The 25,307-nt window shown below is 35.1% G+C and carries 22 protein-coding genes and 2 pseudogenes; 17 read left to right on the forward strand and 7 right to left on the reverse strand.

Annotation, left to right across the window (positions count from 1 at the left end):
- Positions 1–139: 139 nt before the first annotated feature.
- On the forward strand, positions 140–1,387 hold the full coding sequence (locus H280_RS0107935) for a DUF445 domain-containing protein (protein ID WP_020060585.1): 1,248 nt from the start codon (positions 140–142) through the stop codon (positions 1,385–1,387).
- 45 nt (positions 1,388–1,432) lie between these two features.
- Here H280_RS0107935 and H280_RS23290 read toward each other — a convergent pair.
- Positions 1,433–1,987, reverse strand: a pseudogene (locus H280_RS23290) (exosporium protein E); the annotation flags it as partial.
- A gap of 141 nt (positions 1,988–2,128) precedes the next feature.
- On the opposite strand from H280_RS23290, the gene H280_RS0107945 reads away from it, so the two are divergent.
- Entirely contained in the window at positions 2,129–3,598 is a 1,470-nt protein-coding gene (locus H280_RS0107945) for an RNA-guided endonuclease InsQ/TnpB family protein (RefSeq protein WP_020060587.1), read from the forward strand.
- A gap of 49 nt (positions 3,599–3,647) precedes the next feature.
- Here the strand turns inward: H280_RS0107945 and H280_RS24880 are convergent.
- The 4 genes and pseudogenes from H280_RS24880 to H280_RS0107965 all read right to left on the reverse strand — a co-directional run.
- A pseudogene (locus H280_RS24880) lies at positions 3,648–3,956 on the reverse strand (exosporium protein E); the annotation flags it as partial.
- Positions 3,953–5,023, reverse strand: a complete 1,071-nt coding sequence (locus tag H280_RS0107955; RefSeq protein ID WP_020060589.1) for a hypothetical protein — start codon at positions 5,021–5,023, stop codon at positions 3,953–3,955. The pseudogene H280_RS24880 and the gene H280_RS0107955, both read right to left, overlap by 4 nt.
- Complete coding sequence (locus H280_RS0107960; protein WP_020060590.1) at positions 5,016–5,468, reverse strand: hypothetical protein; 453 nt, start codon at positions 5,466–5,468, stop codon at positions 5,016–5,018. Before H280_RS0107960 ends, H280_RS0107955 begins: the two co-directional genes overlap by 8 nt.
- Complete coding sequence (locus H280_RS0107965; RefSeq protein WP_020060591.1) at positions 5,465–6,034, reverse strand: RNA polymerase sigma factor; 570 nt, start codon at positions 6,032–6,034, stop codon at positions 5,465–5,467. Before H280_RS0107965 ends, H280_RS0107960 begins: the two co-directional genes overlap by 4 nt.
- A gap of 196 nt (positions 6,035–6,230) precedes the next feature.
- On the opposite strand from H280_RS0107965, the gene H280_RS0107970 reads away from it, so the two are divergent.
- The 13 genes from H280_RS0107970 (at position 6,231) to H280_RS0108035 (ending at position 22,109) form a co-directional block, all read left to right on the forward strand.
- The gene (locus tag H280_RS0107970) at positions 6,231–6,869 is read left to right on the forward strand and encodes a response regulator transcription factor (RefSeq protein WP_020060592.1); all 639 of its coding nucleotides are present in this window, start codon (positions 6,231–6,233) and stop codon (positions 6,867–6,869) included.
- Positions 6,870–6,873: 4 nt separating this feature from the next.
- The gene (locus H280_RS0107975) at positions 6,874–7,977 is read left to right on the forward strand and encodes a sensor histidine kinase (RefSeq protein ID WP_020060593.1); all 1,104 of its coding nucleotides are present in this window, start codon (positions 6,874–6,876) and stop codon (positions 7,975–7,977) included.
- A gap of 132 nt (positions 7,978–8,109) precedes the next feature.
- Positions 8,110–9,048, forward strand: coding sequence for an ABC transporter ATP-binding protein (locus H280_RS0107980; RefSeq protein WP_020060594.1), 939 nt, complete (start codon positions 8,110–8,112; stop codon positions 9,046–9,048).
- 24 nt (positions 9,049–9,072) lie between these two features.
- Positions 9,073–10,182, forward strand: coding sequence for an ABC transporter permease (locus H280_RS0107985; protein WP_020060595.1), 1,110 nt, complete (start codon positions 9,073–9,075; stop codon positions 10,180–10,182).
- Between the two features lies 1 nt (position 10,183).
- On the forward strand, positions 10,184–11,329 hold the full coding sequence (locus tag H280_RS0107990) for an ABC transporter permease (RefSeq protein ID WP_020060596.1): 1,146 nt from the start codon (positions 10,184–10,186) through the stop codon (positions 11,327–11,329).
- 296 nt (positions 11,330–11,625) lie between these two features.
- Positions 11,626–12,054, forward strand: coding sequence for a hypothetical protein (locus H280_RS0107995; protein ID WP_020060597.1), 429 nt, complete (start codon positions 11,626–11,628; stop codon positions 12,052–12,054).
- Between the two features lie 379 nt (positions 12,055–12,433).
- The gene (locus H280_RS0108005; RefSeq protein WP_020060599.1) at positions 12,434–13,645 is read left to right on the forward strand and encodes a phospholipase D-like domain-containing protein; all 1,212 of its coding nucleotides are present in this window, start codon (positions 12,434–12,436) and stop codon (positions 13,643–13,645) included.
- Positions 13,646–14,238: 593 nt separating this feature from the next.
- Positions 14,239–14,913, forward strand: coding sequence for a hypothetical protein (locus H280_RS0108010; RefSeq protein WP_020060600.1), 675 nt, complete (start codon positions 14,239–14,241; stop codon positions 14,911–14,913).
- Between the two features lie 211 nt (positions 14,914–15,124).
- Positions 15,125–16,396: a cation:dicarboxylate symporter family transporter gene (locus tag H280_RS0108015; RefSeq protein WP_020060601.1), complete on the forward strand. Its 1,272-nt coding sequence runs from the start codon at positions 15,125–15,127 to the stop codon at positions 16,394–16,396.
- A 173-nt stretch (positions 16,397–16,569) separates the two neighbouring features.
- On the forward strand, positions 16,570–18,009 hold the full coding sequence (gene aspA / locus H280_RS0108020) for an aspartate ammonia-lyase (RefSeq protein WP_020060602.1): 1,440 nt from the start codon (positions 16,570–16,572) through the stop codon (positions 18,007–18,009).
- A 52-nt stretch (positions 18,010–18,061) separates the two neighbouring features.
- Positions 18,062–19,795 carry an oxaloacetate-decarboxylating malate dehydrogenase gene (gene malS / locus H280_RS0108025; protein ID WP_155894983.1) on the forward strand — a complete coding sequence of 578 codons (1,734 nt, stop codon included), beginning with the start codon at positions 18,062–18,064 and terminating at the stop codon, positions 19,793–19,795.
- A gap of 72 nt (positions 19,796–19,867) precedes the next feature.
- On the forward strand, positions 19,868–21,172 hold the full coding sequence (locus H280_RS0108030; protein WP_020060604.1) for an ATP-binding protein: 1,305 nt from the start codon (positions 19,868–19,870) through the stop codon (positions 21,170–21,172).
- A 4-nt stretch (positions 21,173–21,176) separates the two neighbouring features.
- The gene (locus H280_RS0108035) at positions 21,177–22,109 is read left to right on the forward strand and encodes a response regulator (protein ID WP_020060605.1); all 933 of its coding nucleotides are present in this window, start codon (positions 21,177–21,179) and stop codon (positions 22,107–22,109) included.
- Between the two features lie 445 nt (positions 22,110–22,554).
- On the opposite strand, the gene H280_RS24890 is transcribed toward H280_RS0108035, so the two are convergent.
- Positions 22,555–22,731, reverse strand: coding sequence for a DUF3934 family protein (locus tag H280_RS24890; protein WP_020060606.1), 177 nt, complete (start codon positions 22,729–22,731; stop codon positions 22,555–22,557).
- 193 nt (positions 22,732–22,924) lie between these two features.
- On the opposite strand from H280_RS24890, the gene H280_RS23295 reads away from it, so the two are divergent.
- Both H280_RS23295 and H280_RS0108050 read left to right on the forward strand, forming a co-directional pair.
- Entirely contained in the window at positions 22,925–23,161 is a 237-nt protein-coding gene (locus tag H280_RS23295; protein ID WP_155894980.1) for a hypothetical protein, read from the forward strand.
- Between the two features lie 330 nt (positions 23,162–23,491).
- Positions 23,492–24,343, forward strand: coding sequence for an NAD-dependent epimerase/dehydratase family protein (locus H280_RS0108050; RefSeq protein ID WP_020060608.1), 852 nt, complete (start codon positions 23,492–23,494; stop codon positions 24,341–24,343).
- Between the two features lie 181 nt (positions 24,344–24,524).
- On the opposite strand, the gene H280_RS23300 is transcribed toward H280_RS0108050, so the two are convergent.
- Positions 24,525–25,238, reverse strand: coding sequence for an MFS transporter (locus H280_RS23300; protein ID WP_020060609.1), 714 nt, complete (start codon positions 25,236–25,238; stop codon positions 24,525–24,527).
- Positions 25,239–25,307: the final 69 nt, after the last annotated feature.

Genomic DNA, 25,307 nt, shown 5'->3' on the forward strand with positions numbered 1-25,307 from the left:
ATTTTTAACGATGTTTATTATAGTATATATATGCTTTTATTGAAGGGAATTGAGATTCTATACATAAAGGTCTAAATCATTCAATGAATTTATAAATTGAAAGGTTTACTTATACATAATAAGAGGATGTGGAAATACAATGTCACTACAGTCAAAATATTTAGCAGGAATTTCACTTGGAATAATGGGAGTTGGGTTTGCCGCAACAATTCCGTTTCAAGGAACGATAGCAGGTGGGATTATACAAGGCGGCTTTGAAGCTGGTTTAGTAGGCGGACTTGCCGATTGGTTTGCAGTTACGGCGCTGTTTCGTCATCCGATGGGAATCCCAATTCCGCATACAGCACTACTACCAAAAAATCGGAAACGAATTACGAAAGGACTTGTTTCCACACTGGAAAATGATTGGCTGACGAAAGAAAGTATAACAAGTAAGGCAAAAGAGATGGAGTTAGCACAAATAGTATTGCAGATTGCAGAAAGAGAGTTGCAATCGGATAGCGTGAGAAAAGGTATTGTTACAATTGCTGAAAAAGCGATTCTGCAAATTAATATTGAAAAATTAGCTACTATAATTGAAAAAGAATTAAAAACGTATTTGCACACGATTCATACAGGACATATACTGCAAGTCCTTATTGATCAATTGGTTGCAGAAGAGTACGATGAAAAAACATTTGATTATATGTTAGTTAAAGCAAAAGAGTGGACACTTCAAGATGAAGCGCGTTATCAGCTCGGAAGTTTAGGCATGAAAGCGATGGAAAATATAAAAGTAGAGGGATTTTTACAGTTTACGCTTAAATCTTTTATGAATATGGTAGATGAAGAAAAAATCGGAAACATTTTGCAGAAGTTTGTGATTAGTAATATTAGTAGTTTACAAAATCCTGATAATAGCACAAGACAACTTATATTAATGAAGATTCGTCAAGAACTTATTCAAGTTAAGGGAAATGAAGCGCTATTACAGGAATTAGAGAATTGGAAAGCAAGTTTGATTGCAAATTGGGAAGTTAATGAAAAAATAGCAGGAATGTTGGGTCAAGCACAGGAAAGAGTAGTTGCTTTTGTTAAAACAGAAGAGTTTACAAATAAATATCTTCTTTCATTTTTAAGGGCGCAAATGAATCAAGTAAAAGAAAATCCAGTAACGATTCAAAAAATGGAAGAATGGTTGCAAAAGCAAATTGTAACTCTTGTCGAAAACAATCATTCTAAAATTGGAAAGCTTGTACAAGAAAATCTTGATAAGCTAGATGATCAAAAACTAATTGAAATGATTGAAAATAATGTAGGAAAAGATTTGCAGTGGATTCGTGTAAATGGTGCTGTTTGTGGCTTTATGATTGGGTTAGTTTTGGAAGGGATTAAAGCAATTATATAGGAAAAAACCTTCCGCATGATGAATGTGGAAGGTTTTTTTTACTTCTTATTTTTCAAGAACACTTATGTCTATATTATAAGTTTTTTGAATGTTTAGCTGGTGTGTACCATTTCCTGTTTTTATGGTGTTTTTATACCATTGTTCTTTTTGATTTGAATCGGGATTCTCCTCTGAAGTATTATTTTCTGTTTTCGTTAGTTCTTCTACATGTTCCCAAGGTGTACTACCATGAGAATCCTTTTGAGTGGTTACAGCTGATAGTGTCATATCACTATCTTTTACAAGATGAACAGATACACTTGAACTTTCTTGTACAGACCAATTATTTTGCAATTGACCTGGGTAAAGAGAGAGTTCTCTTTCAGAACCACGAATTTCCACGTTTTTATTTTGCGGGAGGACAAGTGTTGCTGTCATTCGTGATTGTGAAGCGAAGAATTTATGGTAAACAGGTAATGGTTTTAATGTCACATACATCGTTTCGCCGACTGTTTGAATCGCAATGAATTCGTCCTGCTTTAGTTTGTCTTTTTCATTTTCTTTCATAGTCATTTCATATGTTCCTAGCAAATGTACTTTATTGCTGTTGCTTCCTTCTATCATACCTTTCGAGAGGACTCCCACCTCTAAACATATGTGAAGGTGGTGAGGTGAATCGAAAAAAATATTTTATGCTTAAGTAAAACGATAGAAACGTACGTTCTTGTTTTGGTGTAATATCTTTAACAAGGAGGTGAAAAAATGACAACGGAAAATCAAATACATTATAAAACTCTTCAGATTTGGATTAAAAAAGGACATCGTATGTATTCTTATTTTCAAGAATCTTGCCAAAACGCTAAAAATATGTATAACACGACAAACTTTTATATACGACAAGTGTATACAGGTTTGACACAAGATAAGGAATTGCAACCTTTACAAAAAGAAATTTTGGATACAATTGATAAAAACATTGGGAAGATGAATCATACACAACTTCTTGCCTATCAAAAGAAATTGGAAAAAGAGAAAACAAAACCAAAAGAAAAACAAAAAGAAGTGAAATGTAATTTGTTTTCAGAACCAACTACAGAAAAACCTTATGTAGATTTTAATTTTCTGGATGCATTATTTAAAGCGATGATTCAGAAGGATTATCGTGCTTTGCCTACGCAATCTAGTCAATCAATCATGAAAAATGTATTCCGAAATTGGAAGTCTTTTTTTGCTAGTTTAAAAAATTATAAAAAGAATCCTAACAAATATACTGGAAAACCTAGAATTCCAAAGTATATTCGTTCTTCTGAAAAGGAAATCCTGTATACAAATCAAGATTGTATCATTAAAAATGATAAGTTTTTAAAGTTTCCAAAGACAAAACTGCAATTAAACATTGGGAAATTGGGGCTTACTGAAGGTAAACTGAAGCAAGTTCGTGTGATCCCAAAATACAATGGATATGTGGTGGAGTTAGTGTTAGATGTTCCTTCAGAACAACAATCCGTCGAAGAGAATGGTCGTTATATGAGTATTGATTTAGGTATTGATAACCTTGCAACCATTGTAACAAACACAGGTATGAAGCCTGTACTTGTTAAGGGCAAGCATGTCAAAAGCATAAATCAATATTACAATAAAATGAAGAGCCATTTTACAAGTGTTCTAAGGAAGGGCAAACAAACAAATGAAGGACCTTTTACTTCTAAAAAAATAGAAAAACTTCATCAAAAGCGTTACCTGAAAATAAAAGATATCTTCCATAAGGCTAGCCATCATATTGTAAAACTAGCTCAAGAAGAGAGAGTTTGCAAAATCGTTATTGGTCAAAACAAAAATTGGAAACAAGAAACGAATATGGGAAAGAAAAATAACCAAACATTTTGCCATATCTCGCATAGTTTATTGATTCAAATGATTACATACAAAGCGAGTGCGGTAGGCATTCAAGTTGTTGTAACTGAGGAATCTTACACATCAAAAGCAAGTTTTCTAGATCACGACTTCATTCCAACGTATGGAACAAATGATCAAAATGCAACTTTTTCAGGGAAACGAATGAAACGTGGTATGTATCGTTCTGCAAAAGGAATCGAAATCAACGCAGATGTAAACGCTGCGGCTAATATTTTACGAAAAGTAGTCCCGAATGCATGGACAAACGGGATAGAGGGGTTAGGCGAGAAACAGCTCGCTAGTGTGTTAACTCCACTGACGTTAATCGTCCATTAGGTCGAAACGTTAGAAACCCCCACTTCAAACTTTGTTAAGTGGGAGTATTCATTGTAAGAGGGGCATTACTTGTATTAACTACAATTTTTTTATAGAGTCAGGTATGTCATACTGTACTTCTGGGATGTTATTTGTTCGTTCAGTTGTATGCATAGAATAACGAATCTCTTCTAGTAAGCCAGTGGATAATAAGAAATAGAAGGCAATACCAATTGTTCCTAAGACGCCGATAAAGAAAATACTAAAAATATCATATTTAATGATAGGTTGCTCTTTTTTTCTGTGAAAATAATAAAAAACAACCTAATGTAATAGTTGCAATCCCCATAGATATCGTCCCTACACGCCATGTTCTCATTCTTTCGCACCACCTTTTTCTTCTTTATTTCCTAGTAATAATTTAAAGCCACCACCAATTAAAAGGAGGGCAACGATAGATGTTTGGAAATAGCGATAATACAATTCGTTAATATGAATGTTAAATATAGTAGCGAAATAATCGTTTAAAATAGGAAGGAGTGTTTGATTTAATAAATAGTAGCCTCCTAACCCGATAAGTCCGATGCCGAGCCATTTTTGATGATTAATAAAATAATCAATAATGGGTGTGTCTTGTAAGTCTTCTTTCCCGTATTTTGCAGTTTGCTGTAATGTATCAAAAAAGCTATAAAACCAAATAATAGGTACTAAAAATAAGAAGGCTGATAATCTTAATAAGTCGAGCAAATAAATAGCAAGTAAAAAAGCTGCCATTAACTGAAGACCGCGGCGCTGTAAGCCTAAGTACATATGGCCTGCTCCAGGGAACATAGCTAAAATAGAAGCAAATGTTTTGCTCTTCTTTCCTTGTTCTCGGTGCTTTTCAAATTCTTCGAAAATAGTACAATCGATTATTATATCACCGCGTTCTTTTTTCTGTAGTTGCTGGACAACATCGAAGAAATTATAAATCCAAAGAACAGGTAAAGTAGCAAGAAAGATAAGAAAGCTTTCTTGATTTGTTAATAGTGTAACGAACATAATCATGCTACCTAGCCCTGTAAAAGCGACTAAAAATGTAAGCCCGCGTTGCATAAGTCCTAATTGAAAATGCCCAAGTCCAGGTACGATGGATAAGAGAATGATATAAAATCGTTCACTTTCACGTGCTGATTCTTGCGTTCGGTCTTTCTCTTTTTTCCATGACTGATTTACTATAGAAATAATTAAGTCTAGTAGGTTTATTCCCCATACAAGTGCTAATAAAAATACGATAAGGAAAATGAAATCGCTATACCCAAAGTTAATAATAAATCCTACCGCAGCAATGAATAGTAATAATGAACAACCACTATATATAATAAAACGCCCAATCCGCTGTAAATATAAATGGCCGAGCCCAGGGATTAGCCCTAAAACAAGCGCTAAAAAGGGATTTTTATTCATGTTTTGAACCTCCGTTCGTTTTTGTTGTGTGTACCGTTTTGTTTACAATTTGTTTTGAAATCGAAACCCCACTTTGTTTGGAAGATTTTTCAAAACTAGAAGTTACCGTGAAAATATAATGAAATAAACCGCTTGCCATAAAAATTAACGTAGCTGCAGTTGCAATTATGTAGTGAATGAGCGTACTTTTTATTTGTTTTGGTTGCTTCCTACTCATTTTTTCTTCAGACTCTAAGGCTTCAAAGTTGATTTGCTCCATAACTTCATTTGTAAATGAATCATCATTTATCATTGGAAGGTTTTCATTCTGTTCATCAATGATCTCCATATAAAGTGCTAAACAATGATCACATTCATAAAGATGTTGTTCCATAGAGTCGCGTTCACTGTTTGATAGAAGGTCTAAAATATAATTACACCAAGCTTCTTTTGAAAAATGCGTCATAAAAAATCTTCCTCCTTCCAATGTTTTTTAATCCATTTTCTTGCTCTGTAAAGTTTCATTTCCACCGTTTTGACTTCAGCATTTTGTTGAGCAGCAATTTCTTGATAACTTTTTTCTTCTAAGTAATGTGCGAGAACGACATCACGATAATTCTTTGGAAGTTCTCTTAGTTTTTGAGCAATCAACAATTTTTGCTCTTTCGTCAATAACAATGCCTCAATATTATGGGAGGATTTTATATCTTCCTGAGTTTTTTTTGATAAGGAGAGTTCTTCACTTTCCCTTGCTTTCTTTCTCTTATAATCAATGGCATGATTTGTAGCAATCCGTGTAATCCACGTTTTGAATCCGCGGAATTGATAATTAGGTAGAAAAGCGTGGATCTTTACAAACACTTCTTGTGTGACATCTTGGGCATCTTCTTGATGTCTTAAAATAGCAAAAATAACTTGGAAAATATAATCGCGATATGTTTCTATAAGGATGCGGAAAGCATGTTCACTTCCTTGTTGTGCTTTTTCAATTAATTGTTTTTCCTCAATTGTTCTCTCCCTCCTTTTTGACACATTCTATTATATAGACGTAAGAAATGTGAAGTCTCCCTACACATGTTGTAAAAAAAGAATAATATATTTTTAGAGAAGGAGCTATATCAAAAAAAGTGTAAAAAAATGGTGTAGAGAAGTATATAATGAGCAATAGGGAAATGTTACATGGAGAAAGGATGTGAATGTTAGTAGGAGAATTTCCATACTAACAAACATGAAAATAAAAATATTAATCGCTGATGATAACTCTTTTATTAGAGAAGGAATGAAGATTATTTTAAGTACATATGAAGAATTTGAAGTGTTAGAAACGGTAAATGATGGACAAGAAGCTTTAGCATATTGTAAAAAACATGAAGTGGATATTGCGCTTTTAGATGTTCGGATGCCAAATATGAACGGTGTGGAAGCAACGAAATTAATTTGTGAACAAACAAAAACAAAGCCGCTTATTTTAACGACATTTGATGATGATGAATACATTTTAGATGCAGTGAAAAATGGGGCAAAAGGTTATTTACTGAAAAATAACGACCCGGAGCGTATTCGTGATGCGATAAAAAGTGTTCATCACGGCAATACTGTGATGCAAGATGTAGTTCTCGATAAAATTAAATCTAACTTACAAGGAAATAAAGAAGAAGGATCAAAAATAGATAAGAGTCTTTTCACAGAAAGAGAGCTTAGTATTATTGCTCTGATTGCGAAAGGCTTTTCGAATAAAGAGATTTCAAAACAGCTTTTTATATCAGAAGGGACGATTGCGAACTATATTACGTCAGTTCTGAATAAAACGGGCCTTGAGCATCGTACGCAAATTGCAATTTATTATTTAACAGGAACTGTGGAATAATAAAATGAATTTTTGGATGATTATTAGTAAGCTTATCGTTTTCCTTTACATCGTGTTTAGTTATGTCCATTCTAATGTTACAAATTTGCCATGGATTGTATTTACGTTACTTTTGTATCTTTGTATAAATGTTACGATCTATATTTTCAAAATAGATGCAGTGAAAAAAGTGATTATATTTATATCAATTGTGACTATAGCTGTTTCGTATGAACAAATTCATCCATTATTACTGTTATTTTTACCGCTGAATTTATATGAATATACTTCTTATTATATACAGAAAAGAGAGATGCTTCTTTTTATTATGCTTCTTCCAGTTATGTTTGCCCAGGAAAATATACGTATGACATACGGTTTAATTGCTGTATTTAGTTTTGTTGTTTTTACAATGGCCAAGCTTTATATGGAAAGGCTATGTAAACTCGAATCAGAAAATGACATGATGCGCAAAGATTTGCAAAGGCTCACAAAAAACTTGAATGAAAATAAAGCATACATCAGACAATCGGAATACACATTTAAACTAGAAGAACGAAATCGATTATCACAAGAAATTCATGATAAAATTGGTCACTCTATGACATCTGCGCTAATTCAAATGGAAGCTGGGAAAAGGTTGATGGATACTGATAAGAAGAAATCGGCAGAGTTGCTTCAAAACGCCATCCATATTTCTAAGGACGGAATTGAGAGTATTAGAATTACGTTGAAAAATATGAAACCACCAACTGAACAAATGGGTATTCATCGTATGAAATTATTCATAGATGAATTTGCGGTGAAACATGATATGAAAATTTTATTTGTACATAAGGGGAATTTGGATGCTATTTCGCCGATACAATGGAAAATCATTGGAGAAAATGTAATGGAGGCGTTAACGAATGCTATGAAATATGCTGAGGCCACAGCTGTTTCGATTGATATTCATGTGCTTAATACTGTTGTGAAGGTGCAAGTGAAAGACAATGGGAATGGTGTAACGCAAGTGAAAAAAGGGCTCGGCATTATTGGTATGGAAGAGCGTACAGCTTCTATTGACGGGACGATAATTGTAGATGGTACAAATGGTTTTTCTGTAACAATGCTACTGCCGATACAATAAAAATAAGTGAGATGAATGATCTCATATGAAAAAAGTGAATATTCTCATGTAAAAAGAATGAACTTCTGCACTGAGCAGGTTCATTCTTTTTACTTATAATAACAGTAGAGAAACTGAAACAGGGGTGAAATGATGAACGCATTAGAAATCAAAAACTTAACGAAAAAATTTGGTAATTTCATCGCAGTAGATAATATATCTTTAGCTATCAAACAAGGCGAAATATTTGGGTTTTTAGGTTCAAATGGTGCTGGTAAAAGTACAACAATTAATATGGTTGCTGGGTTATTGCGAGGTAACGAAGGGGAGATTTGTATACTAGGGAAAAATATAAAAAAGCATAACCGTTTTGCAAAAATGAACATCGGTATTGTTCCGCAAGACATAGCAATCTACGAGGAATTAACAGCCTATGAAAATGTAAAGTTTTTTGCAGGATTATATGGATTAAGAGGAACGGAATTAAAAGCGAGAGTAGAAGATGCCCTTCAGTTTGTAGGACTTAGTGATAAGCATAAAAGCTACCCGAAAAATTTCTCTGGTGGAATGAAGCGAAGACTTAACATTGCTTGTGCAATTGCGCATCGTCCGAAGCTAATTATTATGGATGAGCCGACAGTAGGAATTGATCCGCAGTCAAGGAACTACATTCTCCAGTCTGTTCGAAAGTTAAATGAAATGGGGAGCACAATCATTTATACAAGCCACTATATGGAGGAAGTAGAAGAGATTTGTACGAAAATTGCGATTGTCGATCATGGAAAGATTATTGCAGAAGGAACGAAAGGACAGTTAAAAGCGATTATTACTGATACGAAAGATATTTGGATTGAAGTAAAAGCAATTGAAAATATGGATGTAAACCAACTGAGGGAAATTAGTGGTGTTAAGGCTGTTCAAATAGAAGAAAACGTCATTAAAGTGAATTCTGATACTGGAGTGAATAATTTAAATAAAATCATTCAATATTTTATTAGTCACGATGTAGAAATACGATCATTAGAGGAACAGGCACCAAACCTTGAAACAGTGTTTCTGACGTTGACAGGAAGAAAATTACGAGATCAATAGTAAATAGAAAAGGAGGTTCATCGCTTGAACATCTTCAATATTGCTATCACGCAAATGAAAAAAGAATATCGGGATTTAAGAACATTAGTTTTTATGTTAGCATTCCCAGTGGTGCTTATGCTCATCTTGGGAACGGCTTTAACAAATGTATTTAATGGTGACGGTCTCTCTATTAAAAATATACAAGTATTATATAAAGATGAAGCAGATAGTAAATTTTCGCAGTCATTTGAAGCGTTTATAAAAGAAACAAGTAAATCGGGAATTCGCTTTAAAAAGGTTTCAGCCGATGTAGATGGAAAAGAAGAAGTGAAACGAAATAAATATGCTGGCTATGTAGAAATGAATCAAGATGGTGTGAAATTATATGAAAGTGATCGAAATAGCATTGAAGGAAGTATTGCCCAGGGAATGCTTACTACATTTGTCGATAAGTACAACGTAGCAGTTGAAGTCGTAAAAGTAGATCCTGGGAAAGTGAGTACAGTCATTTCAAGTGGAAATCATAAGGATTATATACAAGAGACATCTTTACAAGCTGCTAAAAAACCAAGTTCCATGGATTATTATTCGGTTGTGGTGACGACAATGATTGCTTTGTACGCAGCGATGGGAGCGAGTTCTCTGATTCGAGAAGAGCGAGTACGCAAAACAGGAGAGCGTTTAATTGCAGCGCCTGTTAGTAAAGCGGAGATTTTCATAGGGAAAATATTAGGTAGTCTTGTCACAAATGGACTTTGTTTACTTCCTATTATTTTCTTTAGTAAGTTTGTATATCAGGCAAATTGGGGCGACCATATTGGCGTAGTGTTTCTTATTCTACTGACAGAAGTATTACTTGCGATTAGTTTTGGGTTAGGAATGGGATATATTATGAAAACAGGTGAGGCAGCTAGAGCGGTTATTATGGTTGTTGTACAGTTAGCTTCATTTTTTGGCGGAGCATATTTTGTAGTTGAAGAAAATACGGTTACAAATATGTCGCCATTAACATGGGCAAATACAGCACTTATGAAAATTATTTATGCGAATGATTTAGGAGCAGCATTTCCGGTAATTTCATTAAATCTTGGAATTGCAGCGCTGTTTTTATTGATTGCAATTATCGCATTACGTAGACGGGAGGGGCTATAATATGAAAGATATTTTATGGCTCATACAAAAAACATTATCTGTACTTTTGAAAAATAAGAAAAGTTTACTTCTTATTATTGGATTGCCAATAGCAGGGGCACTACTTTCATTTCTTATTTATGGAAACGTAGGGCAGGGGACATTGCGTATTGGGGTTGTCAATTATGAAAATCAGTATATAGCAAATGATACGGTGAAATTTATAGAAGGATTAGACCATGTAAAAGTAAGTAAAATTCAATCATCAGAAATCGAAGAAAACCTTGCCTCGAAAAAACTTGATGCAGTGATTACGTTAGACTCTGGTTTTTCGCAAAGTGTTCGTGATGGAAAACCGAGTCGTATTGAAGTCTCCTCCATTAAAGGTGAGCAAATCACAAGTTTTATCAAATCTTATTTGTATAATTATATTGATAATATAACGGCAATAAGTAAAGTAGCGCAAAATGATCAAAGTAAGTTTGATCAAATGTATACAGGTTATCAAAAAAATTCGTTCAAGTTAACAGCTTATACGCTTAAGGATACTTCGAAAAATAAAGATATGACGAATCAAACAGTTGGTTATCTCATGATGTTTATGCTATTTTCAGCTGTGAACTTTTCAGAACTCATTTTGAAAGAAAAAGAAAACAGAACGTATTTTAGATTATTGTCGACACCGATAGATGGAAGAAAATATATATTATCTAACGTTGCAGTGAATATGGTTATCATGCTGGTGCAAATCATTGTAACGGTACTGTTTATGACCAATGTATTTCATATTGATCCCAATATACCGTTAATTGCTATGATTGGAGTATTGATGATATTTGGCTTAATCGCAATTGGTTTATCGTTAGCGATTGTATCTTTAGCGAAAAATTCAGCTTCAGCAAATGCAATGCAAAATATTATTATTACACCGACATGTTTGCTTGCAGGATGCTTCTTTCCATTTGATATTATGCCAGCATCAGTACAAAAAATTGCTGGATTTCTTCCGCAGCGTTGGTTATTGGATACAATTACGAAATTACAGCAAGGAACGCAGTTTGTAGACCTATATTTAAACATTTTAATCTTATTCGCATTTGCCCTTTCCTTCTTCTTAATTGCTATTTATAAATTTGGGCGTAATAATGATGCAAGGAATTTTATTTAACAAAGATGTCAAAAAGAGGACGATTTGGCGCTAAGTAGTTCAGATAACGTGGAGAAACACTAGAATTAGCATTCGAAATCGAGTGTGAAATCGTACCGGTTTTATACTCGGTTTTTTATTGATATGTAAAGGCTCTATCTGCTTTTGTTATCGAGTTAACAAGTAAAACAGCATACCGATTAGCAGGATGACAACAGTTATTGTCACTTCGTTATTTTGGGTGTGAAAAATAAACAAAAAGAATAGGTGATTTATGTTAAAGTATAAAGAGAAGGAAAATTTTTATTGTTCAGTTAATGGGTTCAGTTGGTTTAGAAGTCATTACAGGGAAGAGTTGGGATTCCAAAGACTTAGATGTTCATGTACCTGGTGATAAAAGAGGGTGGGAAGCGCCACCTGAACTATCTATACATAACTGGAATGATATTGTGAAAATCATGACTTCAATGGAATATAGCCTAATTGATTTGCATGAACATGAGTTCTCTAAAGAGGGATTATCAGTTGAGTTTGGTAGTATTGACACTTTACCAAATTTTGCAGGAGTACAATTAGGGGATTTAGAAATACATAAAAATGGAGACATAAAGTATTATTTACTAAATCCTGAGCAATATTTATGTGTTTACGAGTCTTCATCTAAGGATAGTTATCGAGCAGATAAAAATAATAATAAAGATATTAGAAAAATAGATTTCTTAAAAGGTATGATATATAATGACTAAAATTATTACTAATTTTATTGTGCTAACGGAGTGCTTTAATTAAGAAACTCTTCTTAAAAAAGCTCAGAGCAATAAACGAGGGCACTAAAAAACTGTCTACTTTGAGTAAGTAACAGAATTTTTATCAATATATATCCATCAAAAAGAAGGTAATCCCCTATATACAGTAGGTGGTTATCTTCTTTTTCTCTTTTAAGGGACTTTTTCAGTTGCCTCCAATAAATCCTGAGCTTGTTCGCGTTAAGACTCTTCATCTGTGACTCCCGTATGTATATATAATAGTAAAAAAAAATATGAAATGACATGTAAACGAGCATGAAAAATAACTTCTGCTGAAATACTATGTAGAAATAATTATTTTGTGCGGAAGGAAATTGAAATGGTGAAAAAAATACTACGGGTTATTTCTATTATCATTGCTATATTCGTTTTACTGCTTGTTTGTATGCATGTTGATGTAACACTAGGAAGAAAAATAGAATCGAAAAAAAATCAAACGAAAGAATATCCACTTCACTATAGTGATTTCCAACTATACGTTGAGGGGCAATCTTTGTATCAGCAGCTATTTTCTGATATAAAAGAGGCGAAACATTCAATTTTCACTTATTTCTTTATCCTTTCAGATGATAAAAGCAGCCGTACTTTTTTGGAGTTGTTGAAAGAAAAAGCAAACGAGGGTGTAAAAGTATACCTATCAGTCGATCGGATTAATGATTTGTCTTTCAAAAGAAAAATGAAAAATGAGTTACAGGCAAGTGGTGTTCATTTTACCTATAGTAGAAAAGCTGAATTACCATTCTTTTTTTATTCGCTACATCATCGGAATCACCGCCGAATTACAACAATTGATGGAAAAATAGGCTATAGTGGTGGTTTTAACATAGGAGACGAGTATTTAGGAAAAAACAAGAAATTTGGATATTGGCGAGATTATCATATGCGAATAACAGGAGAAGGGGTGAATGATTTAGAAGAACAGTTTGCCTCAGACTGGAAACGTGATACTTCTGAAGCAATAACTAGTATTTCAAAGCAGAGTGTCCCCGGGAAAACGTTACATACATTAACTAGTTATAATGGCCATGATCTGATCCAAAAGTATATTGAATTAATAAAGCAGGCAAAACAATCTATTGTGATTGCCACTCCGTATTTTATACCAAAAGATGAAAAGCTTATGAATGCTTTAATTCAAGCGAGGCAGCGCGGTGTTTCCATTAAAATATTGTGGTCTTATAAGCCAGATGTTCCTTTTATAAAAGAAGCTGCCTATCCTTATATTCGTCAAGCAGTCGAGAATGGTATTTCTGTATATGGATATAAAAAAGGGATGTTTCATGGGAAAGCTATGGTGTTTGATAATGAAACAATTGTTATAGGAACAGCAAATTTTACCCCGCGTAGCTTTCATATCAATGATGAGCTGAACTTCTATATAAAAGGCGGTCCGATTTTGCAACAATTAAATCAAGCATTAGCGCAAGATATTCAAGATTCAAAAGAAATGACGATATCATTCTTAAACAATTTGTCCTTTTTAGAGAAGTGTAAGGAAAAGATAGTAGGGATGTTTAATTATTATTTATAGGAGCAGAAATATGAATGGGAGAAACTACGGTTTGATACTGTAGTTTTTTCTTATTTATATTAATAGTTCGTAACTACTCAGGCACCCTATGAACAAAGGGCAGAAAAGCATCTTTTTAAATGGTTAAGAGGGACTGGCCATGCATAGGAGCGGTCAATGACTTTTCCTGCCACGCGCAAAGTTTTAAAACAAATAAAGATAGCGAAGTGTAGGTCCATTGTTAGCCCGCTATTCGTGGACAGTAAAGGTTGAAGAAGCACAAGGAAGAAGACTGCCCGTAAAAGCCCGATTGGTGAGAGCTTTCCATCAGTGAGAAAAGCGTCAGGAAGTTTCACTTTATCTTCATGACAACAATCTATATGTTGAAAAATGAAATAATCTTCTATAGGTAATAAGGGGCGTATTTTTGTTAGAATCGTACTCCTTACCAAACTTTGTAATGAAATGTATGATTGAGTAGTTACAATAGTTCAAGTGATGGATACATATTTTTACAATATATACTTTGGGTGATAAACTAAACTGGCAGGGAAGAATTATTTTTCATAAAGGCTAAGGAAGTATGTGGGTAGATTCCATGAGGGGGAATTGAAATGAAACGTCAAACTGTTATTCGCGAAATTGGGGAGCATATATGTGCGCTTACATTAAATCATCCTGTAAGAGTAGGTGTTAGTGGTATAACAGCTTCAGGGAAAACAACATTTGCTAATGAATTAGCGAAAGAAGTTGAAAGTCAAGGAAGAAAAGTAATTCGAACGAGTATTGATTACTTCCACAATCCAAGAGAAATTCGATATGCACAAGGGAAGGAATCGGCGAAAGGCTATTATGAAGATGCTCATGATTATCAAGCTATTTCTGAACGATTATTAATCCCATTAGGACCGAATGGGACAAAGCGTTATGAGGTACAATCACACGATTTAGAGAGCGATCTGTATATCCGCTCTGAACCAATATTGGCTTCAGAAGATACGATATGTATAGTAGATGGAACCTTTTTATTTAAAGAAGAACTGAAACATTTATTTGACTATAAAGTATATGTGGAAACAGATTTTCAGATTGCTAGAGAACGTGGTTCCAAGAGAGAAGCAAAAGCTTTTGGAAGTAAAGAGAAAGCTGAGGATATGTTTATACAGCGATATCATGCGGCTTGTCGTATGTACATAGAAGAGCATACACCAAAGGAGTGTGCGGATGCAGTTGTAAACAATAATAATATAGAAGGACCAGTAGCTATATTTAATAGGAGTTCTTTTTAGATTATACGGAATAATCTGATGTTTTATAAATTCTAATTTTTGGTTGTATAATGAAGAAGAGTACAATTAATTGAAGATTTTAAGAAAAAAATTTGAAAGTTTTGTGACAAACTTGTAGTTTTTTGTCTGATTTTGTAGGTTCGTCTTTATCATGTGATTATGCTTTTATACATTAGGAATTGAAAGCGTTCGCATGGAAGGGATGAAATACATGAAAAAATTCGGATTAGCTACACAAATTTTTGTAGCGCTTATTTTAGGGATTGTTGTAGGGGCAATCTTTTATGGAAATAAAACAGCTATTTCCTATATTACACCGCTTGGGGACATATTTATTCATTTAATTAAAATGATTGTCGTTCCAATTGTTATATCTGCACTTATTGTTGCAGTAGCTGGTGTGGGCGATATGAAGAAGCTCGGTAAATTAGGCGGGAAAACAATCCTTTATTTTGAAATTATCACGACGATTGCTATTTTAATGGGCTTAGTAGCAGCAAATGTGTTCCATCCAGGAACGGGCGTTGATATGAGTCATTTACAGCAAAGTGATATTTCAGCGTACAAAGCAACAGCTGATGCAACGGAGAAAAAAGGTTTTGCAGAAACAATTGTTCATATTGTACCAAAAAACGTGTTTGAATCTATTGCACAAGGGGACTTATTACCGATTATTTTCTTCTCAGTGCTATTCGGTTTAGGAGTTGCTGCAATCGGAGAAAAAGGAAAGCCAGTCTTTAATTTCTTTGAAGGCGTATTAGAAGCAATGTTTTGGGTGACAAATCAAGTCATGAAATTTGCTCCAGTTGGTGTATTTGCACTAATTGCTGTTACAGTTGCAAAATTTGGAGTGGCTACACTGCTTCCGTTAGGAAAATTAGTGGTTGCAGTTTACGTAACAGTTGCGTTATTTGTTATTGTGGTACTAGGTATAAATGCAAAAATGGTAGGAGTAAACATTTTCACCTTAATGAAAGTTATAAAAGAAGAATTGATTCTTTCTTTCACAACAGCAAGTTCAGAAGCTGTTTTACCAAATATCATGAGAAAAATGGAAGAGTTCGGTTGTCCGAAAGCCGTTGCTTCTTTCGTAATACCTACTGGCTATACATTTAACTTAACGGGATCGGCTATTTATCAAGCATTAGCGTCACTATTTGTAGCGCAAATGTATGGTATACACATGTCACTAACAGAGCAAGTTACATTGTTATTTGTTTTAATGTTAACGTCTAAAGGAATGGCTGGTGTTCCTGGAGCGTCCTTTGTTGTTGTGTTGGCAACATTAGGTTCAATGGGACTTCCATTAGAAGGAATTGCTTTAATTGCTGGTATTGACCGCATTTTAGATATGATTCGTTCGTCTGTCAATGTATTAGGGAACGCATTAGCAGCGATTGTCATGTCGAAATGGGAAGGTGAATTTGATCAAGAAAAAGCAAAACAGTATGTAGAAACTGTAAATCAAACAAAAGCAGCATAAATAAAAAGTTTAATCAGTGAGAGATTATGTATCTCTCGCTGATTATGCGTGAAACGAATTGCTGTATCATAAATAGTATATCTCCAGCTTCATTTTTTATTTCTTGTGAAATTTGATGTGGGAGAATGGTTATATATTAGTGCGGGACAAAATAAGGTGAGGAGTGAACACACATGGCAACAGTAACTGAAGCTACAAAAGATGTGCGAATTGAAAGAGATTTTTTAGGCGAGAAAGAAGTGCCAATGCATGCGTATTATGGTGTTCAAACGATGCGTGCGGTCGAAAACTTTCCGATTACAGGTTATAAAATCCATGAAGGATTAATTAACGCATTAGCGATTGTAAAAAAAGCGGCAGCGCTTGCAAATACAGATGTTGGACGATTAGAACTAAAAAAAGGTACAGCAATTGCAGAGGCAGCAGAAGAGATTCTTGAGGGGAAATGGCACGAGCATTTTATCGTAGATCCGATCCAAGGCGGAGCTGGAACTTCTATGAATATGAATGCAAATGAAGTGATTGCCAATCGTGCTCTTGAATTATTAGAAATGGAAAAAGGCGACTATCATTACATTAGCCCAAATAGCCACGTGAATATGGCGCAATCAACAAATGATGCATTCCCAACTGCAATTCATATTGCAACGTTAAACTCATTAGAGGGATTATTACAAACGATGGGATATATGCGTGATATCTTTGAATTAAAAGCAGAGCAATTTGACCATGTTATTAAAATGGGACGCACGCATTTACAAGATGCTGTACCGATTCGTCTTGGACAAGAGTTTAAAGCATATGCTCGCGTACTTGGACGTGATATTAAACGTATCGAGAAATCTCGTCAACATTTATATGAAGTAAATATGGGAGCGACAGCTGTTGGTACAGGATTAAATGCAGATCCACAGTACATTGAGGCTGTAGTAAAACATTTAGCGGATATTAGTAAATTGCCTCTTGTTGGAGCAGAAGATTTAGTAGATGCAACGCAAAATACCGATGCATATACAGAAGTTTCAGCTGCACTGAAAGTATGTATGATGAATATGTCCAAAATTGCAAATGACTTACGCTTAATGGCATCTGGTCCACGCGTTGGATTGAGTGAAATTATGCTTCCAGCTCGTCAACCTGGTTCTTCTATTATGCCAGGAAAAGTAAACCCTGTAATGCCAGAAGTAATTAACCAAATTGCGTTCCAAGTAATTGGAAACGACCATACAATCTGTCTTGCTTCAGAAGCAGGCCAATTAGAACTGAATGTAATGGAACCAGTGTTAGTATTCAACTTACTTCAATCAATCAGTATTATGAATAACGGTTTCCGTGCTTTCACAGATAATTGCTTAAAAGGAATTGAAGCAAATGAAGCACACTTAAAAGAATATGTTGAGAAAAGCGTTGGTATTATTACAGCTGTAAATCCACATATCGGATACGAAGCAGCAGCTCGCGTTGCAAAAGAAGCAATTGCAACAGGTCAATCTGTCAGAGAACTTTGCTTAAAAAATGGTGTGTTATCACAAGAAGAATTAGACTTGATTTTAGATCCGTTTGAAATGACGCATCCTGGAATTGCAGGAGCATCTCTTTTAAAGAAAAATTAAAAAAAGGGGGGACTTTCCCCTTTTTTTTGTTTACAATATAGAAATGTTATATATCAATAAAGGTAGGGGTTTTATGAGTAAATTTACAGTTTCCTCGAATGGAACTTTAGAAACAACATTACGGGGAAGAGAAGTATTAGCAACACCACTTTTAAATAAGGGCGTCGCTTTCTCGGCGGAGGAAAGAGAAGAACTAGGGCTGAAAGGGTTATTACCACCAGCTGTATTGACATTGGATGAACAAGCACTTCGTGCGTATGAACAATTTTGTTCACAGCCTGATGACTTATTAAAAAACGTATACTTAACAGCACTGCATGATCGTAATGAAGTATTATTTTATCGTATTCTTACAGATCATTTGCGAGAAATGCTTCCAATTGTATACACGCCAACTGTTGGTGTAGCGATTCAAAGATATAGTCATGAGTACCGTAAGCCACGTGGTGTATATTTATCAGTTAATGATCCAAATGGTATCGAGGAAGCCTTTTCTAACATTGGTGCAACTGCGGAAAATGTTGATTTAGTTGTAGTAACAGACGGTGAAGGTATTTTAGGAATTGGAGACTGGGGCGTTGGTGGTATAAATATTGCTATCGGAAAACTAGCTGTTTACACAGCAGCAGTTGGTATTGATCCAAGTCGTGTATTACCTGTTATTTTAGATGTTGGTACAAACAATGAAGATTTATTAAATAATCCGTTTTATATCGGAAATCGTCATCCACGTGTAACGGGAGAAGCGTATGATACATTTATTGATTTGTTTGTAAAAGCTGTATGTGACAAGTTTCCGAATGCATTGCTGCACTGGGAAGATTTTAGCACACGTAATGCACGCAAAATTTTAAATAAATATCGTGATAATGTATGTACATTTAACGATGATATTCAAGGAACGGGCGCTGTTTCACTAGCAGCTGTGTTATCAGCTGTGAAAGCCTCTGGTGTTCCGTTATGTGAACATCGCGTTGTTGTTTTTGGTGCGGGTACCGCAGGGATTGGAATTGCAGATCAAGTACGTGATGCGATGGTCCGCTTAGGTTTATCACAGGATGAAGCAAACCGACGTTTTTGGTGTATTGACCGTAATGGTTTACTTACTGACAATATGGATGATCTTCTTGATTTCCAACGTCCTTATGCACGTGAGATGTCTGAAGTCGAACAATGGAAGCAGTCAGAAACGATTGGTCTTGCTGAAGTTGTAAAACATGTACAACCAACTATTTTAATTGGGACATCAACAGTTGCTGGTGCATTTACAGAAGAAATTGTAAAAGAGATGGCAGCACACGTGGCAAGGCCAATTATTTTACCAATGTCTAATCCAACACCTCTTGCAGAAGCGAAGCCAGTCAACTTAATTTCTTGGACAGAAGGGCGAGCGCTTGTTGCAACTGGTAGTCCATTCGAACCAGTTACATATAATGGAGTTACTTATGTAATTGGACAATCTAACAATGCACTTATCTTCCCAGGCCTTGGTCTTGGTACAAATGTTGTTCGTGCTCGTGTCATGACAGATGGTATGTTTACGGCGGCAGCAGAAGCGGTAGCAAGTATGGTAGATACAAGTCAACCGGGTGCACCAATTCTTCCAGAAGTAGAAGAACTACGTAATATTTCAGAGATTGTTGCTGTTGAAGTAGCTAAAGCGGCAGTTGCTGAAGGTGTTGCTCGTGAGGTATTAAATGATAACGATATCAAGAAGGCTGTTAAGGATGCAATGTGGCAACCTGTTTATCGTCCAATCAAAGCAATTGAAAAAGTAACAGTATAGGAATAGAGCCCGTTTATATATTAAGCGGGCTTCCTTATTATATGTAAAGACTAAATAATGGGAAGTGACGTATTGAACTGGCATCAACTGTGGAAGAAAGATATTTCACTTTTAATTATGTTAATTTTGATTGTTCCGGTTGCTGGAGAGCTGAACTTTCATCCATTTAATGATACATTTCGTGTTAGCTTTGGAACACCGATTTTCTTCTTTTTACTATTATTGTTAAGGAAAATTCCAGCTGCTATAGCGGGAGTTCTTGTCGGGATATCTGTCGTAACATTTCGAATTGGCCTTGATTGGATGTTACAAAGTTCTTTTCATTTCTCAGACTCCTTTTGTATGCGTTATCCAGTTTTCTTTTATTATTTCGTATATGGAAATCTTTTTTCAGTGTGCAGAGTAAACCGATTTCATCAAAAGCCATTTATAATCGGGTGTTTTGGTATTACGATTGAAATTATTTCAAGCATGGCAGAACTTACTTTTTATCATATTTTTGTGCTAAGCACGATGATTACAGTTTCAGAAGTCAATAAAATTATTATTATTGCTATTTTTCGCAGTTTTTTTGCGCTTGGCTTTTTAAATATGATGAGTTTATATGAGACAAAATTAAAAGAAGCACAGGTCCGAAAAGAAAATGAAAAAATGTTTATGCATCTTTCTAATTTGTATGTAGAATCTGTTCACTTGAAGAAAACGTTGCAAGATGCAGAAAGGATTACACAAGAAGCTTATCAATTATATCGAGATCTACAAAAGAAAGGTAGCGCTGATAATGAGATAGAGGCGTATAGTAAGAACGCACTGAAAATTGCAGGAGAAGTGCACGAAATAAAAAAAGACAATCAAAGAATTTTTGCTGGGTTATCTAAACTTCTTTTAGATAAAAATCTTTCAGAATATGTAAATGGAAATGAATTAGCAGAAATGATTATAAGAATTAACGAGAAATATGCGCAATTATTACAGAAGGAAATTGTATTTTCTAAACAAGTAAAAGGGGAACATACGCAGTATCATGTATATACCGTACTGTCGATTTTAAATAATTTAGTTGCAAATGCTGTAGAAGCGATTGAACGTGCTGGTATAATTGCAATTTATATTAAGAAGCAAGGAGCGGTTGTTACGTTTGAAGTAATAGACGATGGTCCGGGCATTTCAGGAAAATATAAGGAGTTAGTATTTAAGCCTGGTTTTACTTCAAAATATGATCAATCAGGAACGCCGTCAACAGGAATCGGCCTATCTTATATAAAAGAGATGGTGACGGAACTTGAGGGGGAGGTTATACTACAAGACAGAGACGCTGAAAGAGGCTGCAAGTTTATTGTACGGCTGCCGGAATCTAGCCTTATTAAGGAAGGATGAGTCTATGTTTTATTACATCGTAGATGATGATGAAGTATTTCGTTCTATGTTAGCGAAAATTATTGAAGATGAAGACCTTGGAGAATTAATTGGAGAAGAAGAAGATGGGGCTTTCGTAGAAGGCGATCAGTTAAACTTTAAAAAAGTAGATATATTATTTATTGACTTATTAATGCCAATTCGTGATGGGATTGAAACGGTTCGGCACATTCTCCCATCATTTTCGGGGAAAGTGGTTATGATTTCTCAAGTAGAATCAAAACAATTAATAGGTGAAGCTTACTCTCTTGGTATTGAATATTATATTACAAAACCTCTTAATAAAATTGAAGTTGTATCCGTTGTACGAAAAGTGATAGAACGTATTCGTTTGGAACGGTCTATTCAAGATATTCAAAAGTCATTAAACAATGTATTTCAATGGGAGCAACCAAAGGGACGAATAGAATCAGGACTAGAAGAGAAAAAATTTGTTGATTTTTGTCGTTTTTTATTAGCAGAACTAGGGATTGCTGGGGAGAACGGAAGTAAAGATTTACTAAGTATGCTGGAATACTTATATCAATATGAAAAGAAGGCAACCTTTGAACATGGATTTCCAGTATTAAAAGATATTTTTCAACATATTACGGTTAAAAAGTTAGGTGAAATGGCTTCGGAATGTGAGATTGATAAAGAGAGAAAAGCTTCAGAGCAAAGGGTGCGCCGAGCAATTTATCAATCACTCAATCATTTAGCTTCTCTTGGTTTAACAGATTTTTCGAATCCGAAATTTGAAAGCTATGCTCCGAAATTTTTTGATTTTACAATTGTGCGTAAGCGAATGACAGAGTTAACAAACGAATCATTAGCAACAGCCGGTCATACACGAATTAATACGAAGAAATTTATTCAAGTGTTATATTTTGAAGCGAAGCGGTTGACTGAAGACGACTAAGTGGAGAAAGAACGATAAATGAAAAAGATGTTTGCTTATTTGTGGCAAACATCTTTTTGTATATCATTTTTACTGTTTTATATAAATACAAGTTGACTTTTTAACATATAAGTCGCTGCTATGCAGAACAAAACATGGCCGCCACTTGCTTTCTATCTTTGTTGTAAACTTTGCACGTGGCAGGAAAAGGAACTGACCGCCTCTATGCATGGCCAGTTGCTCTCGCCCACCGAAAAAGAAGAGGGTTTTCATGTTAGTTTTTCAATTTGCATCTATATATACGCCCATTTTTCCATAATATAGATTATCGTATTAATGAATTTTAAAAAGTTGTCTTTTAAAAATGAGTAACCACTTGTTTTGTTGTTTTAAATCTTTGCTTTTCTCTGCAAAATAAACCCACACATACACTTACACGAAAGATATAAAACGGAAATAGCAGTCCCTATCTTTCGGATTTGTCACCTGTATTACTGTTTGTCTTTGCGCCACCTGCTTTTTTAACACCTTTGCTTGTATAAGGTTTGGCACTCTTTTTTTTGTTGGCACTGGCTTTCCATCGATTCCAGCCCTTACTGCCTGTTCCTCTACCTGTTCCGCCTTTACCTTTAGCTTTACTCATATAATATAATCACTCCGTTATTATTGTATAGCAAATCTGTTTCCACAGTAGTCAATAAATCTTTGGAATAAAATTCTGATTAATGACTTTTTCCTTTCCGACAGTTGCTCATAAAAATGAACAGCAGGATATAATAGTATATCATAACATGGACAGTAATGCGCAAAATTCTCAGGTTAATGAGATGAAAGATGTGATAGACATTTCATTTTATATTGATACGCCATTAGACATAGCAATGGCGGGAAGATTTATTCGTAATCCTTTACATACTATTGATGAGGTTCTTTTCGAATGTGAGGTATACTTGCAAGCTGGGAGAGAGGCATATTTAGAGATGGAGAAAAGTGTGAAACCAAATGTTGACTACGTAATTGATGGGGAGATGGCGGTTGAACATATCGTAGAAGCAATTATGAATAAGTTGTAAGATCTCTAGCATAGTAATAGATGGTTTTTTATTATAAATACAAATTGAAAAAATGACATTTTAGATAGGCAAGAGCGTCTGGCCATGCATAGAAGCAGTCAGGGCCTTTTCCTGCCACGGACAATGGTTAAAACAAAGAGAGAAAACGAGTGCAAGATATTTTTCTCTCTAGCAGCAACTTGTAAGCTGAAACATTAAAATGGATTTATATAGTAAATTTTTCGATTCATGTCACGATTTATAAACCCAATTTGTCTTATATATGAACTGCAAAATAACAGTCTTAAAAAACAAGACGGATTAGTTGAAACATATATAGGGGGAATAGAATTGAACATTTTTCTTGCCGGAGCAACTGGTGTAATCGGACGCTCTTTAATTCCTTTGTTAGTACAGGAGGGCCACGATGTGTTCGGAATGATTCGTGATGAATCAAAGGCAAGTACAATTACAAAATTGGGTGCAAAGCCCGTGGTGGCCGATGCATTTGATCGCGATGCTGTATTCACTGCATTGCAAAATAGTCAGCCGGATGTAGTGATTCATCAACTTACATCGTTAAGTGGGGGAAGCTCCGTAGATAATGCAAAAATGCGAATGGAGGGGACAGAAAATCTTGTAGATGCTGCAAAATCAGCGGGAATTAGACGAATCATTGCACAAAGTGTTTCGTGGGCGTATGAACCTGGAGAGGTTCCAGCTACAGAGGAAGAACTGTTAGATATTACTGCTCCGTTTCCGCGAAAAACAACGATAGAAGGTATTATGGCGTTAGAAGAAAAAGTGTCTCAAATGCCAGAGTTTGTTATACTTCGTTACGGAACGCTTTATGGACCGGGAACTTGGTATGCAATAGATGGAATGATCGCTGAACAAGTACGACGACAAGAAATGGCCGCAACGGATGGTATCGTTTCTTTTTTACATGTAGACGATGCAGCTAGAGCTGCATTACTCGCACTAGAATGGCCACCTGGTTCGGTCAACATTGTCGATGATTATCCTGCACAGGGACAGGATTGGTTACCAGTTTATGCTTCTTCAATCGGTGCCCCTCAGCCTTCTGCTCAAACTGGTAGTAATCGAGGGGAACGCGGCGCTTCCAATACAAAAGCCCGAAAGGAATATGGGTGGGAACCCATTCATTCTTCTTGGTCTAAAGGGTTTCAAAATCATTTGTAGAATTTTATGTATACAAATTGAAAAACACTTTTTTAGGTGGGGGAGAGTGTTTGATCATGTATAGAAGCGATCAGTCCCTCTGCTTGCCACTCGCAGTAAAAAAACAACAGAGAACACAAGGCAGACCATTTTTGTGCTGCATGGCAGTGAGTTCTATCTTGGAAAATTAAAATAGATTTATTTAGTTAGTAATTTTGTTATCAATATTATTTTTAAAATATGTTTTTAAGAAATTTGCATAGGTAATCACAAGACAAATTGCTATGTAGCGATTGCGAAATAATGTAAACATATCAAGCCAGTATGCCATAGATAATGGACGATCACTTTTGATAGATGCAGGGAGAATGAAAGATAAGAGTATTGCACATAAAAGATGAATGAAAGCGAAAAAATAAAAAAGAGTAGGAAAAGCGTATAGAGATATAAACCAATTGCTGACTATTTGTCCTAATAGGCTAGACATTGTAAACGCTGTGCTTAAAATCCCGATAACATAGCCTTGACGCTTTGAAAGAAACAATTCAAATGCATATGCAAGAGCTAAAGGTGTAAATGTTGCTGCTACTAGTCCTTGCAAAGCTCTAAGAAACAAAAATAAGTTGTATACTTTGCAAAAGCTAATAGTCAGCGTACAAAAGGACAAAGCAAATAGTCCGAGAACTAATATATTTTTCTTCCCAAATCGATTGGATAAAGGAGCGAAAATTAAGAATCCAATGGCGTAGAAAATGGAAAATATGCTGCTTGAGAGATAGGCAACATTTTTAGGGATTTGAAAATAGAATATAAGTTGACTTTCGATTGGAATCATGATGAACCCTTGAGAAACGACACTTATCCCAGCGATGCAAAAAATAAATACGTATAACCATTCAGGAGCTTTATCCCGCATTAACGGGCAGTAAGACCCCCACCTCAAGATAGAGAGAGAATCGAAGAAGATAGGTGGGGGATAACTGCC

This window comes from Bacillus sp. 123MFChir2, assembly GCF_000383235.1.
GTDB lineage: Bacteria > Bacillota > Bacilli > Bacillales > Bacillaceae_G > Bacillus_A.